The sequence below is a fragment of the Streptomyces bullii genome, from assembly GCF_042657145.1.
Lineage (GTDB): Bacteria > Actinomycetota > Actinomycetes > Streptomycetales > Streptomycetaceae > Streptomyces > Streptomyces bullii.
Map to the genome: position 1 here is coordinate 59,005 of NZ_JBHSNY010000005.1, position 17,647 is coordinate 76,651.

At 71.6% G+C, this 17,647-nt stretch carries 12 protein-coding genes and 1 pseudogene; 5 read left to right on the forward strand and 8 right to left on the reverse strand.

Features of this window, described 5'->3' with window-relative positions; translation table 11 throughout:
* Nucleotides 1-17: 17 nt before the first annotated feature.
* From ACFPZJ_RS14925 to ACFPZJ_RS14935, 3 genes are all read right to left on the reverse strand, one after another.
* Nucleotides 18-2,552, reverse strand: a complete 2,535-nt coding sequence (locus ACFPZJ_RS14925; protein ID WP_381021400.1) for a P-loop NTPase family protein — start codon at nucleotides 2,550-2,552, stop codon at nucleotides 18-20.
* Between the two features lie 264 nt (nucleotides 2,553-2,816).
* Nucleotides 2,817-3,140 carry an STAS domain-containing protein gene (locus ACFPZJ_RS14930; RefSeq protein ID WP_003993003.1) on the reverse strand — a complete coding sequence of 108 codons (324 nt, stop codon included), beginning with the start codon at nucleotides 3,138-3,140 and terminating at the stop codon, nucleotides 2,817-2,819.
* Nucleotides 3,141-3,301: 161 nt separating this feature from the next.
* Entirely contained in the window at nucleotides 3,302-4,150 is an 849-nt protein-coding gene (locus ACFPZJ_RS14935; RefSeq protein WP_381021401.1) for a 3-hydroxyacyl-CoA dehydrogenase family protein, read from the reverse strand.
* A 372-nt stretch (nucleotides 4,151-4,522) separates the two neighbouring features.
* Between ACFPZJ_RS14935 and ACFPZJ_RS14940 the strand changes: the two are divergent.
* A pseudogene (locus tag ACFPZJ_RS14940) lies at nucleotides 4,523-4,672 on the forward strand (ABC transporter permease); the annotation flags it as partial.
* A gap of 223 nt (nucleotides 4,673-4,895) precedes the next feature.
* On the opposite strand, the gene ACFPZJ_RS14945 reads toward ACFPZJ_RS14940, so the two are convergent.
* Complete coding sequence (locus ACFPZJ_RS14945; protein ID WP_381021403.1) at nucleotides 4,896-5,222, reverse strand: hypothetical protein; 327 nt, start codon at nucleotides 5,220-5,222, stop codon at nucleotides 4,896-4,898.
* Nucleotides 5,223-5,332: 110 nt separating this feature from the next.
* Nucleotides 5,333-11,473 (reverse strand): DNRLRE domain-containing protein, encoded by a 6,141-nt coding sequence (locus tag ACFPZJ_RS14950; protein WP_381022122.1) that lies wholly within the window; start codon nucleotides 11,471-11,473, stop codon nucleotides 5,333-5,335.
* A gap of 303 nt (nucleotides 11,474-11,776) precedes the next feature.
* Between ACFPZJ_RS14950 and ACFPZJ_RS14955 the strand changes: the two genes are divergently transcribed.
* Nucleotides 11,777-12,349 carry a cob(I)yrinic acid a,c-diamide adenosyltransferase gene (locus ACFPZJ_RS14955; protein WP_381021404.1) on the forward strand — a complete coding sequence of 191 codons (573 nt, stop codon included), beginning with the start codon at nucleotides 11,777-11,779 and terminating at the stop codon, nucleotides 12,347-12,349.
* 6 nt (nucleotides 12,350-12,355) lie between these two features.
* Here ACFPZJ_RS14955 and ACFPZJ_RS14960 read toward each other — a convergent pair whose 3' ends face one another.
* Nucleotides 12,356-12,553, reverse strand: coding sequence for a DUF5708 family protein (locus tag ACFPZJ_RS14960; protein ID WP_381021406.1), 198 nt, complete (start codon nucleotides 12,551-12,553; stop codon nucleotides 12,356-12,358).
* On the reverse strand, nucleotides 12,550-13,188 hold the full coding sequence (locus tag ACFPZJ_RS14965) for a hypothetical protein (RefSeq protein ID WP_381021408.1): 639 nt from the start codon (nucleotides 13,186-13,188) through the stop codon (nucleotides 12,550-12,552). Before ACFPZJ_RS14965 ends, ACFPZJ_RS14960 begins: the two co-directional genes overlap by 4 nt.
* A 152-nt stretch (nucleotides 13,189-13,340) precedes the next feature.
* On the opposite strand from ACFPZJ_RS14965, the gene ACFPZJ_RS14970 reads away from it, so the two are divergent.
* From ACFPZJ_RS14970 to ACFPZJ_RS14980, 3 genes are all read left to right on the forward strand, one after another.
* Nucleotides 13,341-14,510 (forward strand): sensor histidine kinase, encoded by a 1,170-nt coding sequence (locus ACFPZJ_RS14970; protein ID WP_381021409.1) that lies wholly within the window; start codon nucleotides 13,341-13,343, stop codon nucleotides 14,508-14,510.
* Nucleotides 14,507-15,148, forward strand: coding sequence for a response regulator (locus ACFPZJ_RS14975; RefSeq protein ID WP_381021411.1), 642 nt, complete (start codon nucleotides 14,507-14,509; stop codon nucleotides 15,146-15,148). Before ACFPZJ_RS14970 ends, ACFPZJ_RS14975 begins: the two co-directional genes overlap by 4 nt.
* A 127-nt stretch (nucleotides 15,149-15,275) precedes the next feature.
* The gene (locus ACFPZJ_RS14980) at nucleotides 15,276-17,099 is read left to right on the forward strand and encodes a glycosyl hydrolase family 18 protein (RefSeq protein WP_381021413.1); all 1,824 of its coding nucleotides are present in this window, start codon (nucleotides 15,276-15,278) and stop codon (nucleotides 17,097-17,099) included.
* Nucleotides 17,100-17,185: 86 nt separating this feature from the next.
* Here the strand turns inward: ACFPZJ_RS14980 and ACFPZJ_RS14985 are convergent, their stop codons facing one another.
* Nucleotides 17,186-17,632 (reverse strand): DUF2550 domain-containing protein, encoded by a 447-nt coding sequence (locus ACFPZJ_RS14985; protein ID WP_381021414.1) that lies wholly within the window; start codon nucleotides 17,630-17,632, stop codon nucleotides 17,186-17,188.
* Nucleotides 17,633-17,647 lie beyond the last annotated feature (15 nt).

Sequence of the window (17,647 nt, forward strand, 5' to 3'; positions counted from 1 at the left end):
GCTGTCCGTGAGCGGCCTCAGATCACCGCGGCCGAGTCCGAGTCGCCGGACGTGCCCGCGACGGTGCTCTCCGGCGCGCTCGCGGGCGCGCTGGAGGAGACCGGCGCGCTGGAGGCCGGGCCGCTGGCCGAGTCGGAGGTGGACGGCTCGGTCGACGGCGGTGGCGTCGTCTCCGTGGGCGTCCCGGGATCCGTGGGCGTCGGCGAGGACGGTGTCGTCGGCGTCGTCGGAGGCTTCGTCGTCGAGGACGGCGGCTTGGTCGGCGTGGACGGCGGTTTCGACGGGGACTTGGACGGCGAGCTCGAGGAACCGCCTCCGGAGCCCCGGGTCCCGCTCGGGTCGTCCGACGGCTTGGCCGACCGCTTGTCCGTCGGCGTCGGGTCGTCGGACGTGCCGTACGTGCCGTCCGGGCCGGGGTCGGTCGGGCGGCTGGTCGCCTCGCCGGTGCCGCCGCCGTTCTTCGCGGGCCGGTCGGCGCCGAGGCTGCCGTCGTCCAGGCCCTGACTGGCGGACGGGTTGACGCCCACGTGGTCGGACGGATTGCCGGCGTCGTTGTCGGACGTGGCGCCGAGGGTCACCACCGTGCCGAGCACGGCGACGAGCACCGCGCCGGCGCCCGCCGCGACGAGGTTGCGCCGGGCCAGGCCCCTGACGCCGCCCCGCGCCTTGCGCGACGAGGCGTGCGGCGAGGACGCGGGCGGGATGCGGTGGGTGACCAGGCCCGTGTCGGCGGGCGGCTGGAGGTGCGGGAAGGCCGCCGGGACCCCGCGGGGCGGCGAGGCCGGCTCCTCGTGCCGGATGTCGGGCACCTCCTCCCCCGCCATCGACGCGAGGGCCAGGGGGCTGCCGGAGCGGTCGGCGACCAGGGCGAGGGCGCGGCGGCCGGCGACGATGCCGCGCTTGTCGGCGAGCGCGCCGCGCAGCCCGATGGAGGTCTCCAGCTCGGCGCGGGCCCGGTCGAGCTGCCCGTGGCACAGCGCGAGGATGCCGAGTTCGTGGTGGAAGTAGGCCTGTTCGGTCACGTCCCCGGCGAGCCGGGCGGCCTCGGCGCCGGCGCGCAGCGCCTGCTCCCAGCCGCTCCAGTGCAGGCCCGCGGCGAAGGCGGGTGCCGCCGTGCGGGCCAGCAGCACCGCGGTGCTCTCCTCGCCCTCGACGGGCGGGGTCGTGGCCGGGACGAGCACGCCCAGCGCGGCGAGCACGGCGTCGGCCTCGGCGCACACGCGCTCCGGGGTGACCGAGGGGTGCCCGGCCCACCAGGCGTAGTGCTGGGCGGCGGCACGGGCCTGCGTCTGGGCGTCGTCGGCGTATCCGGCGGCCTCCAGCTGGGTGAGCACCCCGGCGGCGAGCCGGTAGCCGGAGCCGGCCGGGGAGACCAGGCCGGCTGCGGCCAGCTCGCCGAGCGCGGCGTCCGCGTGGGTGTCGCCGACCAGGGCGGGCAGGTGCGCCTGGTGCGGCACCTCGCCGCCGAGGGCGACGGCGAAGCGCAGGGTGGCCCGCGCGGAGGCGCTCAGCCTGGAGGCGAGCAGCGGGGCGGGCGCGGCGGCCTCGCCGAGCGAGGGCAGCGGCACCTCGTCGTTCCCGGCGTCGAAGGAGATGTCGTCCGGCCGGGCGTCCTCCACGGCGCCGAACTCGTCGGCGAGGGCACCGGCACGCAGCCGGTCGCGCTGCCTGAGCAGGGCCCCGGCCTGGACGAACCGCAGCGGCAGGCCCTCGGACTCGAACCACAGGTCGCCGGCCCAGTTGGCCTCCTCCTCGGTGAGGCGGCGGCCGACGGCGTGCTCCAGCAGGTCGAGGCCGGCCGCGCGGTCGAGGCCGGGCAGGACGACCTCTTCGACGCCCGAGTCGGCGGAGGGGGCCGGCACGTCCGGGGTGGCGCCCATCAGGAAGGCGCACTCGGGGGTGGCCTCCAGCAGCTCGTCGAGCGCCGCGCCGCCGAACTCCAGGTCGTCCACGACCACGACGGCGCCGATCTGGCGGACGGATTCGAGCAGCTGGGCGCGGGCCGGCCGGTGCAGGGGGGCGTTGTGGACCGCGTAGAAGAGGTCGTGGAGGAGGTCGTCGGCCGTGCGGTGGCAGCCGCTGAGGCGTACGACGCCGTCGGGGGCCAGGTCCGCGCAGTCCTCGGCGACGGTGTCCAGGAGGCGGGTGCGGCCGGACCCGGCGGGGCCGGTGAGGCGTACGGAGCGGCCGCGGGCGAGGAGCCGCACCAGCTGCTCGCGTTCGTCCTGACGGGCCAGCAGCGGCAGCGCGGGCAGCGCAGGGCCGGCCGGGACGGGCGGCCTGGCCGCGCGGTCGACCTCGGCGCGCTCGGCCGCCGTCAGCTTGGCGGGCGGGCCGGGCCGCTCGGCGGGCGGGCAGGCCTCTATCTCGCTGCCGTCGACGGGGTTGACGGTGAGCAGGAAGTCGCCGGAGACGAGCTGCACCGTGCGGGCCAGCGCGGGCGCGTGCTGGCCGAAGTCGGATGCGAGGGATTCCCTGGGCGGGCGCTGGCGCGGCGCGTGGCCGTCACCGTCATGGCCGTGCTCCTCGGGTCCCCGGTTGTTAGGGTCCATGGGTTCAAGCCCCCAAAAGCGTCGTGTGCCTGTAGCCCCTCCCGGCCTTGCTGCACACCGCGCTGTCGCTTCTGGTCCGGGCCCGCTCGAAGGGTGGCAAGGCAGCGGGCAGCCGAACCCTAAACCTTCGCTCAGTATCTACGACAGTCCGGGGTACCGCGTCGTCCGAGACGTCACAGTCTCGTGAGGATTGTGCGCGTCGCGCGATGCGCCGGCGTCGGTCCGGGTCACCCCCGGTCGCCCGGTCCACACCCGTACGGGATGTCACACGCGGGGCAGCGTCTCCACCCCGATGCCTCCCTCGATCGCCAGGATCCGGTGCAACCGGGTGGCCACCAGCAGGCGCTGCATCTGCGGCGGAACGCCGCGCAGCACCAGCCGCCGGCCGCAGCGGCCGGCCCGCCGATGGGCCCCCATGATCACACCGAGTCCGGTGGCGTCCCAGGAGTCCAGTTCGGACAGGTCGAGCACCAGGTCGCCGACTCCGTCGTCGACGGCCGAGTGCAGGACCGTACGGGCGTCCGCCGCGCTGCGGACGTCGAGGCGGCCCCCGACGACCAGCTCGGCGTGGTCGCCCCTGATGTGCATATGCGCTCCCCGTGCGTGCGTCTCGTACTCCGCGTTCTGAAGCAGTTCTGATGCCGGTGTTGCAACCTCTGACTGCTTTGAGGGCTTGGAGGTTGCCATCTGTTGGCGAACCGATACCGAATTCACCCCGAGGTGTGATGCACCTCGGGGCATGTGCGGTTTCAGTGCTTGTAGAAGCCCTGCCCGCTCTTGCGTCCGATGTCACCGGCGTCAACCATCCGGCGCATCAGCTCCGGCGCGGCGAACTTCTCGTCCTGGGACTCGGTGTAGATGTTGCTGGTAGCGTGCAGCAGGATGTCGACGCCCGTCAGGTCCGCCGTCGCCAGCGGGCCCATCGCGTGGCCGAAGCCCAGCTTGCACGCCAGGTCGATGTCCTCGGCGCTGGCCACGCCCGACTCGTACAGCTTCGCGGCCTCGACGACGAGGGCGCAGATGAGACGGGTCGTCACGAAACCGGCGACGTCGCGGTTGACGACGATGCAGGTCTTGCCGACCGACTCGGCGAACCCGCGGGCCCTGGCGAGGGTCTCGTCGCTGGTCTTGTAGCCGCGGACGAGCTCGCACAGCTGCATCATCGGCACCGGCGAGAAGAAGTGCGTGCCGACGACCCGCTCCGGGCGCTCCGTCACGGCCGCGATCTTGGTGATCGGGATGGCGGAGGTGTTGGAGGCGAGGACGGCGTCGTCCTTCACGAGCTTGTCGAGCGTGCGGAAGATCTCGTGCTTGATCTCGAGCTTCTCGAAAACGGCCTCGACGACGACGTCCGCGTCGGCCACGGCGTCCAGGTCGGTGGTCGCGGTGATGCGGGCGAGGGCGTTGTCGGCGTCGTGCGCCTCCATCTTCCCCTTGGCGACGAACTTGTCGTACGAGGCCTTGATGCCGTCGGTGCCCCGCTTCAGCGCCTCGTCGGTGACGTCGCGCAGGACGACGTCCCAGCCCGCCTGCGCGGAGACCTGGGCGATGCCGGAACCCATGAGGCCGGCTCCGATGACGGCGAGCTTCCCTGCCACTGTGCGACTCCCCTGACACGCTGTTTATGTCTGCCTCTCGGGCGGACACTAGCGCTCGCAAGGGCCGGTGTGACCGGTAAGTAATGCGCGTCACGTCTCACATGACGGACATCACACCGGGGCGGGTCATTCCGCGCCACGGACGGCCTAGTTGAGCGCCTTCTCGCTCAACAGGCCTTCCCTCTCCTCCGGCAGCGCCGGCGTCTCGCGGGAGACTCGTCGCGGTCGCGTCCGGCGGCCATCGCGCGCCCCAGGGTGCCGTGGATGCTCCACAGCCGGGAGGGCGGCGGCGGCGCGTCGTGGCTGCCCTCCATGCAGTGGTCGTCCCCTCCCTCAAGCCGCCCCGGGGCGGGACCGCCTCGACCTCGTCGCCCTGTGCGGTACCTGGTGGACGCGGTCCGGGAGGCGTACGCCGGCGGTTACGGGACGGCGCACATGCTGTACGGCGTCCTCGTGGCCGTCGGCCTCGCGGCGCCGGCCGTGGCGGTGGGCACACGGGTGTTCCGGACGGCCGGAGCGTGACGGGCGACGCCCCGGCGGACGCGTCCCGGGCAGGCCCATACGGACCAGCAGCACCGCGGCGTACGATCCCAGTGCCGGGATCAGCAGGTTGAGGAACGCCGCCGTCCCCCACAGGCAGCCGCCCACGACAGCGGTGAGGGTCAGCGCGACCGACAGCGCGTGAACCGTGCGCAGTTGCCCGCGGGGAGACAGCGACAGCCTCGGGCGGCCGCTGTCCCTCCGGCTACTTCTCCAGCAGGAGAATCGCCGTCTCCGCGACTCCCGGAGCATCGCTCCGCCCCCGTCCGTGACGGTCCCAGTAGGCGGTGACCCGCCGCTCCAGCGCCTCTTCGTCGACCCGTTCCGTCGTCTCGACGACGACGGGCCCGCGCCAGCCCTGCGGGGCCGTCACCAGGACGACGCGTCCGTCCGGAGTGTAGGCGTCCGGATATTCGCCGTCCGCGACGTCGGGCGCCTCGAGCCATTCCGCTGCCGCGTCGGCGGACGGAAAGACCGACAGTCCCCCGTCGCGGTCGAACACCATCACGGCGTCGGCCGGAAGTGCATCCATGTGTGCATCCTCGCACTCTCGCTCTTTGCGTCTGTCTGTGTACCCGCGGGGGCACGGGCGGCCCGTACCACTGGGTCGCCCGTGCCCTCACGGGGAATGCCGCACCGGTCCTAGAACCGGCGCCACCAGGGCAGATAGCGTCCCCTGTTGTCCCTCGGCCGGTCCCACGGCCGGTGGTACTTCATGCCAGGCCGCCGGTGGTAGTGCGGCACCCACGAGTACCACTTTCCGCGCACCGGGTGGACGTCGACCCTGAAGACCTGCCGTCCCTTCCAGCTCAGGGAGCAGCCGCCCCCGCCGTTGCGGTAGGGCCACATGCACTTGACGCGGGTGTTGCGCACCACGCTGCGGGCACCCCGCCACGCCTTGCGGGCGTAGCGGCCGATCTTCCGGCACGACCTCCAGCACCACTGGGCCGCACGCCCCACCCAGGCCACCCAACGGCCGTCGAGGTCGTACTTGTTCACCGGGTCGGCGTACGTGTACTCGTACGCGTTGGCGCTTCCCCCGTAGACCGGGTCGATGGACAGGAAGCGTCCGGTGGTGGGGTTGTAGAGGCGGACCCCCATGAGGGTGAGGCCGGTGAGGGTCTCGGCCGAGCGCTGCTTGGCGCCGAGCCAGCGGTAGCGGGTGGCCGGCTGGCCGGGCCGGGCGTTGCCGTACTCGTCGGAGTCCAGCGCCGTGGGTGCCTGGCTCGTGTCCAGCGGGAGCTGCAGCGCCACGTCACCGTGGATGGTCGTGAGCTGCAGAACCGTGTCGCCGGCCTTGCCGGTGGTGGCGGCCAGGTCCCCGCCCGGGGACTCGACGTTGCGGGTGAGCGCACCGGTGGCGGTGTCCTCCACGATCCAGCGGGGGTTGTCGCCGTCGCCGTCGTAGTGGTTGACCTTGGACGCGGTCCGCGTCCAGGTGGTGCCGCCGCCGGTCTCCACCGTCCAGGAGCGGAAGCGCAGGGCGGCGTCGAGCTGCCACGTCTGGCGCTTGCCGTTGGAGGTCTGCCGGTGCACGAGGTCGTTGGCGTAGTAGCCGATCTCGCTGCCCGGCAGGGCGGTGGTACGGCCGAAGGCGTCGTAGACGTAACCCGTGTCGACGAGCCGGTCGGCGCTGTCGAAGGTGTGGCCGGTGGTGGTGCCTCCCGTCGAGGTGCAGGCGCTGCCCGGCTCGGCCGTGGCCGTGGTCAGGGACTTGCGGTTGGCGCGCCGGTCGAAGGCGTAGCTCCGTCGGGTGCACACCTCGCCGACCGTGTCGTCGACGTCGGTGAGCCGCCCGGCCCTGTCGTAGCGGTACTTCTGGGCGGACCAGCCCTGGTGGCTGCTGACCTGGCCGTGGACGTTCTCGGTGACGGTGTCGGTGTAGACCGTCGTTCCGTCGCTGTCACGGGTGTAGACCCGGGACACGGCGGCGCCCGTGGGGTCCTCGGCGACGGTCAGCGTGTAGCCACCGGGGAGCTTCTCCTTGGCGACCGATCCGTCCGCGTCGTAGGCGACCGTGAAGTCCCCGGCGACGGAGTCGCTGGTCCTGGTCACCAGGCCGCGGGGCTCCGCCGTGTGGTCGTAGGTGTAGGTCACCGTCGAGGGAACGCTGTCGCCGGTCTTGACCGGACGGTCCAGACGGTCGTACTCGGTGGTGGTCCTGCCTCCGTCCGCGTCGGTGTAGGAGATGAGCCGGCCGAGCTTGTCATAAACCTTGGTGATGGTCCCTCCGGTGGGGGACGTCACCTTGGTGACCTTGCCGGTGGCCGGGTCGTACTCGGTGGTCGATTCCGGGACGGCCTGTCCCAGGCCACCGCTGACCGTGGTCGTGCGCGGACGGCCCGCCTCGTCGTGTGTCGTGGTGGTGGTGCGGGCCTGGCCGCCCGCGGTGTCGGTGACCTTGGTGACCTGGCCGTAGTAGCCGTACTCGGTGATCGTGTCCGGCAGTTGGGCCGGGTTGGACCCGCCGCCGGTGATGTCGCCGGCCGGTCCGGTCCAGCAGACCTGGTCGGCCCACTCCGGGCGGCCCTTGCACCAGCCGGTGCCGTCCGCCGACCAGTACTCGGTGACCCGCGTGGCGGCGTCGTCGCCCGTGCCGCCCGGCAGGATCTGGGAGGTGATCCGGCCCTGGGCGTCGTACCCGGTCGTCGTGGTGAGGTTGAGGCCGCCCGAGTCCTGGATGGTGAGCGTGGGCAGGCCCTTGGCCCAGTCGTACTGGGTCTCGGTGACGCGCTTCTCACTCATGACCGAGTAGTAGTCGCGTACCCGGGCACCGCTGATCTCCAGGGTGACCTGGTCCTTGATCGTCGCCGTGCCGTCGGTCGGGCGGCCCTCGTCGTACTCCTTGACCGTCCAGGACCGGGCCGGTACGGAGGTGCCCGCCTCGACCAGGACCGTGGTGCCGTCCTTGAGGTCCTCGCTCAGGTCCACCCGGCGGATCGGCCCGAACTCCTCCAGCTCCCGCGTGCCGCTCTCGTTGTACAGCGAGGACGTCGACAGCAGGTGGGCGCGCTCGGCGGAGGACCGGGAGACGATGCCCAGATCGGTCAGGGCGTCCTTGTCCGCGTCCGTGGTGCCGAGCGCCAGTGCCCGGTTGGCCGCGGTCAGTTCCCGGACCGTGTTGCCGTACCGGTCGTACTCGGTGGTGCTGATGTGCTTGCCGGGAGTGGCGGTGTTCACCTCGCGGCCGGAGGCGTTGAGGTAGTGGACGGTCGCCCGGCCGTAGCCGGTGGAGGTGAGGTTCGCGCCGTCGTTCGACGCGGGGACGGAGTCGGCCGGGAAGACCGCGGTGGCGTCGCTGGGGGCGTCGAGCTGGCCCCAGTCGTCCACGTCGGACGCCCCCATGGCGTACGGCGCCTTGCTCCCGGTGAGCGGAACGCCGTAGACGACGCTGGTCTCCGCCTCGCCCTCGACGGTGTCCACCGTGCCCTGCCGCAGCGTCGGGCGCGTCGTCTTGAGCAGCATCCCGGCGCCTGGCACGGTGCCGCTGCCGGCGTTGCCGTACGTGAACGAGTACGGCAGCTCACCGGGCGGCTGCAGCCAGGTGACGCGGCCCTCGTGGTAGGCGTACTGCGTCTCGGCCTGCTGGCCGATGCGCGGGTCCCAGGACTGGCGCAGCCGCCCCTGGGAGTCGTAGCGGTACGTGGCGACGGCGGTCGCCGTCGCGGCACTCGCGCCGGGGCCGGTGGACCACAGCCGGATCTGCTTGACCTGGCCGGTGAAGTCGCCGAAGTCCGCGTCGGACTCGGTGCCGGTGGCCGTGGTGGAGGTGGCGTAGACGAACTCCAGGGCCCGGCAGCCCTTGGTGGCCGGGGTGGTCTCGCAGGTGGCCGCGGTCGCCGCCGAGGTGGGGGCGATGATCCGCTTGGGGCGGGACAGGGTCTTGCCGTCCACGGTGACGGTCTCGGAGACCACCTTGGTGGTGGAGTTCGTCAGGCCGTCCAGCAGGGTGCTGGAGACCGGCCAGGTGGTGGCCGCGGCACCGGGCTTGGTGAACGTCGTCACGGTCCCGTCCGTGTCGCTGAGCGTGAACGAGCCGGTCACACTGCCCTTGAGGGTCAGGTCCTCCCAGCCCGGTTCGGCCACCCAGCCGGTCTTGCCGGCGTTCGCCGTGAAGTGGATAGCGTCGCCCTCCGCCAGCACCACGGCGACGGCGGTGTCGGAGATTCTGCGGAGGTGGCTGTACTCGCTCTCCGTGTCCTCGGCGACCGTTCCGGCGACCCACTCCTTGCCGAAGATCGCGGCCTGCCCCTCCTGCCGGGCGCCCTGGTCGGGGTCGCGTGAGGAGGCGGTGCGGGTGACCGTCATGCCGAAGAACGACGCGTCCTGCTCGGACAGCGTGTAGTCACCGGTGAGCAGGTTCAGCGAGCCGGGGCCGATTTCGGTGGTGGCCGCGCCGTCAGCGTCGCGGTCCACGACGACGCTGAGCGGGGCCGTGCTGCTGGAGGCGGAGTTCGGGCCGGTGAAGTCGGCCTTGAGCTGGACGGTGCCGTCGGGGTCGACGGTGCCGGTGGCGTTCCACACCAGCGCCGCGTTCTTGCCGTTGGTCAACGGCACCGGCCAGGAGGTGAGCGCGGTACCGCCGGAGGTGACGTCCCCGACGGGGATCCTCACCCACGGGTCGGCCTCGGAACGCCGCCAGGAGAAGGAGACCTGGTCGTACTTGCCTGCCTCCGCCTCGGCGACGAGGGGCAGACGGCGTGCGGTGCGCTCGCCCTCGGCGGGCTGGACGAAACCGCCCGAGCCGGCGTGGAAGACGTACTCCTTGGCCTCGGACTTGTTGTCCGCCTTGTCGACCGAGCGGACCTGGAGGGTGTGGGTGCCGTTGCGCGGCGGGGTGACGCTGATGTTCTTGTCGGCGGTCGATCCGCCGGTGGTCACCTTGGTCCAGGTCACCCCGTCCAGCGACCACTCCAGCCAGTTGTGGTCCGCGGCGGGCGGAGTGACGGTGAACGTGCCCGCCTGGCCCTCGCCCTTGACCCACTGGCCCGTCGGGTAGTCCGTGGACACGATCTTGCCGGGGGCGGAGGGTGCCGATGTGTCGACGGTGAAGGTCTTCCATGCCGACCAGCCGTTGTTGTAGTGCGTCCCGTCGTACGGCGAGGTGCGGAATTTGTACGTCTTGCCACTGCTCAGCACGCCCGACGGCACCGTCACCGAGGCGGCCGACCCTGACGCCACGTACTTGGACACGAGAACGTCACCGACCTGCGTGTTGGTGGCGTTGTCGTAGATCTGGAAGGTGCCGTTGACCTTGTCGCCGTCGGCGTCGACGAAGGTGTCCCGCAGCGTGGGCGTGGTGGTGTTCACCATGTAGGCGCCGCTGTAGGAGAAGAACGGCGGACCGGCCTCCTGCCTGGTGCCGGTCTTCGGGCGGAAGTTGTAGGTGACGACCAGCTTCGGCGGGTTGGAGGCCGCGTTGGCCGAGTTGACACGTTTCCACTGCGCCGGCACCGACTCGCTGGAGGCGCGGAGACCCATGTGGCCGCGGGTGGCCTTGGCCGACGCCCACTCCTGCACCAGCGTGGTGACGTCGGCGTTGATCCAGCCGTCGGGCTGTGTGGAACAGCCGGCGTTGCCGCGGGTCTCGGTGGAGGTGGCCTTCTTCGCCGTCATCGCGGGGCGGTTGGTCCACCGGCTGGCGGTCGAGGCCGCCCCGGAGGCCCACACCTCCCACGGGTAGAGCTTGCAGTCGGTGTTGCCGGAGTGGAAGTTCCACAGGCTCAGCTTCGCGCTGGAGACCAGCGCGTCCTGGACCGGCGTGGAGTTCCAGGTGATGAAGGACTGCGCGGTGCGCGGCGTGCCGTCGGCGTTCGTGGTGCCCGGGTTGCCGAAGTCCAGTTCCGTGTCCGTGGACCAGTCGACCGTCTCGCCCTGCTGCACGTAGGTGTCGAAGACGTTCGACAGCGACGACGTCGACGGGTCGACGGTGACCGGGTACTTCGTGTCCGGATCCGCGAGGAACTTCGCGTCCGGGGTGACGACGAGGTCCACGCCGCCCTTGGTCCTGACGGCCTTCATGTCGACCCTGGCCCGGTTGGTGTGCTCACCGGAGCGCTTGTCGACCGTGGAGTCCCACATGACCGGCGCGGGCATGACAGCCCGTTTTCTGCTCTTCTCGTCGGTGAAGAGCAGGCTGCCGTCCTTGAGCTGCTTGACCTTCAGCCCCTCGGCCTTGAGCGGCAGCGTGTAGGAGTAACCGCCCGTGTCCGGCTTGCGCTTGAGCTCGACGTACTGCTCGAACCCGGTGCGCGTCGCCTCGATCACGACGTCCGCACCGGGTAAGGCGTTCGTGTACTCCGCCCGCGTGCCCTCCAGTCGGGGTTTTGGCAGCCCGCCCTTCCACTGGAGCGTGATCTGCTCGTCGCCCTCGCCGAGCGTCACCAGGTCGACGGCCTCGGCCTTTTGGGCGGCCCCCAGCGACTTCGCGGGGACGCCGGTCTCACCGGCCAGCCGCAGCCGGTTGGGGTGCGCCACGGGCACCACCCCGTCGCCCGACGCGCGCAGGTCCACATCGACGTCGACCCAGTCGCCGCCCCGTTCGAAGCGCACCGGGCCCGCGGACAGCTCCGTGGTCAGGCTGCCGTCCTTGTTCACCCACGTCGTCGACGTCTCGGTGCGCTCGCTCAGCGCCTCGACCCGCCTGCCCGACAACCGGGCGGCGACCTTGGCCGAGGCGATGTCCGCCGCGGCCGTCACCGTCTTCGGCTTCTGCTTGGGCGTCTCGTCCGGCATGGCGGAAGGCGCAGCCGCCGCGGCGCCTTCCAGGAGCGTCACCGACATGAGGACAGCGAGCCCGCCGGCGATCCAGCGCAGGCTCCTGCTCTTCTCATGCCATATCCACCCTCTCTCCTGGGGAGAGGGCAGATCTTCGATTGGCTTCACGGTCCCCCACTTTCAAGATCCTGCAAATAATGTGATCATTCGGCAAAGTATCGGGAGACACAAGATCACCAAGGCGGCCAACGGGACGCAATCGGGCACATGCGCACGGTGACCACTCAGGTGACCTTGACCACATCGCATCCGACCGATGACCCCCGCCCGCCCTCGGCACAGGGGCAGGCCATCGGTTACGTTCCAGGCATGGTCAATCTGACGCGCATCTACACGAGGACCGGCGACCAGGGCACCACCGCCCTCGGCGACATGAGCCGGGTCGCCAAGACCGACCTGCGCATCGCCGCGTACGCCGACGCCAACGAGGCCAACGCGGTGATCGGCGCGGCCATCGCGCTGGGCGGCCTGGACGAGGAGATCGTCAAGGTCCTCACCCGCGTGCAGAACGACCTGTTCGACGTGGGCGCGGACCTGTCGACGCCGGTGGTGGAGAACCCGGAGTACCCGCCGCTGCGGGTCGAGCAGTTCTACATCGACAAGCTGGAAGCGGACTGCGACCGTTTCCTCGCGGGACTGGAGAAGCTGCGCTCCTTCATCCTGCCCGGCGGCACCCCCGGCGCGGCGCTGCTGCACCAGGCGTGCACGGTCGTGCGCCGCGCCGAGCGCTCCACCTGGGCCGCGCTGGAGGCGCACGGCGAGACGATGAACCCGCTCACCGCCACCTACCTCAACCGCCTGTCCGACCTGCTGTTCATCCTGGCGCGGGCGGCGAACAAGGAGGCCGGGGACGTGCTGTGGGTGCCGGGCGGGGAGCGCTGAGGCGCGCTACCGGTCCTGCCGGGCGGCGCGCAGCGACCGGTACAGGCCCCACAGGACCTGGGCGCCGCCGACGCACATCATCACGATCCCGGCCTTCGCCAGGCTGACGGCCGGGACCTCCACGTCCCCCGCGAACAGCCACACCACCAGGCCGATCGCGAGAGTGGCGCTCCCCTCCCCCAGGTGCCGCGCCCCGCGGCTCACCGGCGCGCCGCCGCCCTCTCGTCCCTGATCTCGTCGCTCGGGTCGTTCACGTCGCTCCCGTCGTTCGCGTCCCGCTTCCCGGGCGCCTCCCCGGCCACGCCCACCGGCGCCTTCCTCGGCCACAGGGCGTACGACAGCGCGAGCAGGCCGTGCAGGCAGGCCGCCCGCCAGGCGACGTACCGCCAGCTCTCCAGGGTGCCGGTGCGGCCGGGGTCGTCGACGTACCAGATGGCGGTCTGGAGCAGTGCCGTGGCCACCGCGGCGGCCGTCACCGTACCGAGCCACACCTTGCCCTCGTGCCGGGCCCGGGCCATGCCGTACCGCGGGGGCTTGCGCGGCGGCGGGCCGCCTCCGAGGCGGTGGGCGGCGTGACCGTCCAGCCACTTCACCGTGCGGTGGCCGTGGCCGACGGTGTAGCCGATGTAGAGCGCGGCCAGGCCGTGCGTCCAGTTCGGCTCGGCGCCGTTCTTCAGGTCCAGGGCGGTGGCCACCAGCAGGACGATCTCCAGCAGGGGCTCGCACAGCAACAGGGCCAGGCCCGTCCGCGGCATGCGCAGCGGATAGCGGAAGGCCAGTCCGGCCGCCAGCAGCACCCAGAAGCCGATCTCGCAGGCGGCGATCAGGGCGACGATCACGGTTCGCTCCTTTCCATGACCCTTTCAGACTCGCGGGCGCGGCGGCCCGGATCGTCGTCACCGGAGACGAACTCGCGGTACATCGAAGGATGCAGTCCAGGACCCTTCCCGAGGGTCAGGCGGGACAGGGGACGGCCGTGTTGGATGGACCCATGGCCCTCCTCCCACCACGCCCGCACCGCTTCGACGTGTACATCGCGGCCGGCGGGCTGCTGTGCGGCGTGCTGGTCTGGGCGATCGGCCTGTACACCACGCCCGGCCGGGACGTGCCGGGGGCATGGACGCTGGTGCCGCTCGCCGTGATGTCGCCCCTGGAACTGCTGCGCCGGACCAGGCCGCAGGCGGCCGTGGCGCTCGGCACGCTCGCGCTGGTCGCCGACCAGTTCACCAAGGGCAATCTGGTGACGATCGTGATGTACACGGACCTGATGTACGCGGCCGCCCTGTACGGCACCCCGGCCGCCGCCCGCCGCCTGCCCGTCACCACGGGGCTGGTGACCGTCGCCGCGACGATCGGGTTCGTGGTGTGGTGGCGGACACCGGAGGCGCTGCTCATCGGGTTCGCGGTGGGTGTCGTGTCGTTCGGACCGGCCGCCACCGGCGCGCTGGTGCGCTACCACCGCGACGCCGCGGAGGCCGCCCGGCTGCGCGCCGAGCAGACCGCGCTGCTCGCCGAGGTGGACCGCACCCAGGCCGTCACCGCAGAGCGTGCGCGGATGGCCCGCGAGCTGCACGACATGATCGCCAACCACCTCTCGGCGATCGCCATACACTCCACGGCCGCCCTCTCCCTCGACGATCCGAGGACCTCCCGGGAGGCGCTCGGCGTCATCCGCGAGAACAGCGTGGAGGGTCTCTCCGAGATGCGGCGGCTGATCGGCATCCTGCGCGACAGCAGCGGCGACCTCGAACCGGTCGCCGCCCCGACCCTCGACGGTCTCGGCTCGCTCGTGGAGGGCGCCCGCACCAACGGCCTCGACGTCACCCTCCACACCGAGCACACGGCGCTGCCCGCGCCGGTCGAACTCGCCGCCTACCGCATCGTCCAGGAGTCGCTGACCAACGCCCTCAAGCACGCCGGCCCCGGCCGGGTCACCGTGTCCCTCGCCCAGCGGGACGGCTCGCTGACCGTCACGGTGACCAGTCCGTACGGCGACCAGGGCGGGCCCCGCGCCCCCGGTTCCGGGGCGGGGCTGGTCGGCATGCGGGAGCGGACCGCCCTGCTCGGCGGCACCTTCGAGGCCGGACCCGAGAGCACACCCGACGGCAAGATCTGGGCCGTACGCGCCACCCTGCCCACCACGGAAGGAGACCCCGCATGATCCGCGTCCTGGTCGCCGAGGATCAGTCCGCCGTCCGGGCAGGGCTGGTGCTCATCCTGCGCAGCGCGCCCGACATCGAGGTGGTGGGCGAGGCGGCGGACGGCGAGCAGGCCGTGGCGCTCGCCCGCGAGCTGCGGCCCGACCTGGTGCTGATGGACGTTCAGATGCCCCGCCTGGACGGGGTGTCGGCGACCCGGCAGGTCGTCGCCGAGCAGCTCGCCGACGTGCTGGTGCTGACCACCTTCGACCTGGACGAGTACGTCTTCGGGGCGCTGCGCGCGGGCGCCTGCGGGTTCCTGCTGAAGAACACCGAGGCGAAGGACCTGCTGGAGGCCGTCCGTACGGTCGGCCGCGGCGAGGGCCTGATCGCGCCCGCCGTCACCCGCCGGCTGATCGCGGAGTTCGCCGCCAGGCCCGTACGGGAGCCCGCGGCCGACCCGTCCGTCCTCCGTCAGCTCACCCGGCGCGAGCGGCAGGTGCTGTCCTGCCTCGGGGAGGGCCTGTCCAACGCCGTCATCGCCGAGCGGCTCGACATGGCCGAGGCGACCGTGAAGACGCACGTCAGCCGTCTGCTGGGGAAGTTGGGACTGCGCAGCCGGGTCCAAGCGGCCGTGCTGGCGCAGGAGTTGGGGATCTGACCGGTTCCGGGGATGAACCGAGGACGACTGGTCCAGACCTATTGACCCGTGGTCCAGACCTTTCTATTCTCGCCGCACTGCGCTCCGGCTCAGTCATGCCCCCGACAACCCCCTTAGGAGGCGCGGCATGCGCTTCAGACACAGAGCCGCGGCAGGGTTCGCGACCCTGCTGCTCCCCCTCGCCGGTCTGGTCGGACTCGCGAGCCCCGCCCAGGCCGCCGCCTCGGCGACCGCCACCTACACCAAGACCCAGGACTGGGGCTCCGGCTTCGAGGGCAAGTGGACGGTGAAGAACACCGGCACCACGACCCTCAGCTCCTGGACCGTCGAGTGGGACTTCCCCTCCGGCACCTCCGTCACCTCCGCCTGGGACGCCGACGTCACCTCCTCCGGCACCCACTGGACCGCCAAGAACAAGTCCTGGAACGGCACCCTCGCCCCCGGCGCCTCCGTCTCCTTCGGCTTCAACGGCTCCGGCTCCGGCTCCCCCGCCAACTGCAGGCTCAACGGCGGCAGCTGCGACGGCACCTCCGTCCCCGGTGACACCCCGCCCTCCGCGCCCGGCACCCCCACCGCCTCGAACATCACCGACACCTCGGTGAAACTGTCCTGGGCCGCGGCCACCGACGACAAGGGCGTCAAGAACTACGACGTCCTGCGCGACGGCGCCAAGGTCGCCACCGTGACGACCACCTCGTACACGGACAGCGGCCTGACCAAGGGCACCGACTACTCCTACTCCGTGCAGGCCCGGGACACCGCCGACCAGACCGGCCCGGTCAGCGGCGCGGTCAAGGTGCGCACCAGCGGCAGCACCGAGGAGCCCCCGCCCACCGGTGACAAGGTCAAGCTCGGCTACTTCACCGAGTGGGGCGTCTACGGCCGCAACTACCACGTCAAGAACCTGGTGACCTCCGGCTCGGCGTCGAAGATCACGCACATCAACTACGCGTTCGGCAACGTCAAGGACGGCAAGTGCGTCGTCGACGACACCTACGCCGCCTACGACAAGGCCTACACCGCCGACCAGTCCGTCAGCGGCACCGCCGACACCTGGGACCAGCCGCTGCGCGGCAACTTCAACCAGCTGCGCCAGCTGAAGGCGAAGTACCCGCACATCAAGGTGCTGTACTCGTTCGGCGGCTGGACCTACTCCGGCGGCTTCGGCCAGGCCGCGGCCAACGCCACCGCCTTCGCCAAGTCCTGCAAGGCCGTGGTCGAGGACCCGCGCTGGGCCGACGTCTTCGACGGCATCGACATCGACTGGGAGTACCCGAACGCCTGCGGGCTGACCTGCGACACCTCCGGCGCGGCGGCGTTCAGGAACCTCTCGCAGGCACTACGTGCCGAGTTCGGCTCGAACTACCTGATCACCGCCGCCATCACGGCCGACGCCTCGTCCGGCGGCAAGATCGACGCGGCCGACTACGGCGGCGCCGCCCAGTACCTCGACTGGTACAACGTGATGACGTACGACTACTTCGGCGCCTGGGACAAGACCGGCCCGACCGCCCCGCACTCGCCGCTCACGTCCTACACCGGCATCCCCAAGGAGGGCTTCAACTCGGCCGCGGCCATCGCCAAGCTCAAGGCCAAGGGCGTGCCGGCGAGCAAGCTGCTGCTCGGCATCGGCTTCTACGGCCGCGGCTGGACCGGCGTGACCCAGTCCGCCCCCGGCGGCACCGCGACCGGCCCGGCGCCCGGCACCTACGAGGCGGGCATCGAGGACTACAAGGTCCTCAAGGGCTCCTGCCCGGCCACCGGCACCGTCGGCGGCACGGCGTACGCGCACTGTGGCAGCAACTGGTGGTCGTACGACACGCCGGCCACCATCGGCACGAAGATGGCCTGGGCCAAGAACCAGGGGCTCGGCGGAGCCTTCTTCTGGGAGTTCAGCGGCGACACGAGCAACGGCGAGCTGGTGAACGCGATCAACAACGGGCTGAAGTAAGCCCTACGAGCACCACATCTCAGGCGACCTCGACGCTCCCCCCGGACGTCGTCCCGGGGGGAGCCTCACCCGACGAGTGAACGTGGCTAAGCCACGTTCACTCGCTGTCCGGGCGGGGCTGCCTCCAGCCACGCGAGGAAACCGGTCAGCGCGTCCTCGCTCATCGCCAGTTCCAGGCGGGTGCCGCGGTGCAGACAGGCCAGGACGACATGGTCGGACAGCAGGGCCAGCTCCTCCTCGCCCTCCGGGACGCGGCGGCCCGCCACCTCGATCGCGGAGCGCTCCAGGACCCGGCGCGGGCGGGGAGCGTAGGAGAAGACACGGAACCACTCGACGCGGTCGCCGTTGTACCGGGCCACGCCGTACGCCCAGCCCTTGCCGCTGGGGTCACCGTCCCGCGGGGCGTTCCAGCGCAGACTGCAGTCGAAGGTGCCGCCCGAACGCTGGATCAGCCGGCGGCGCAGACCGAAGACGAACAGTCCCACCACCACGAGGGCCACGACAATTCCGCACACAGTCAGAGCGAGGACCATCGGCACCGACCTCCT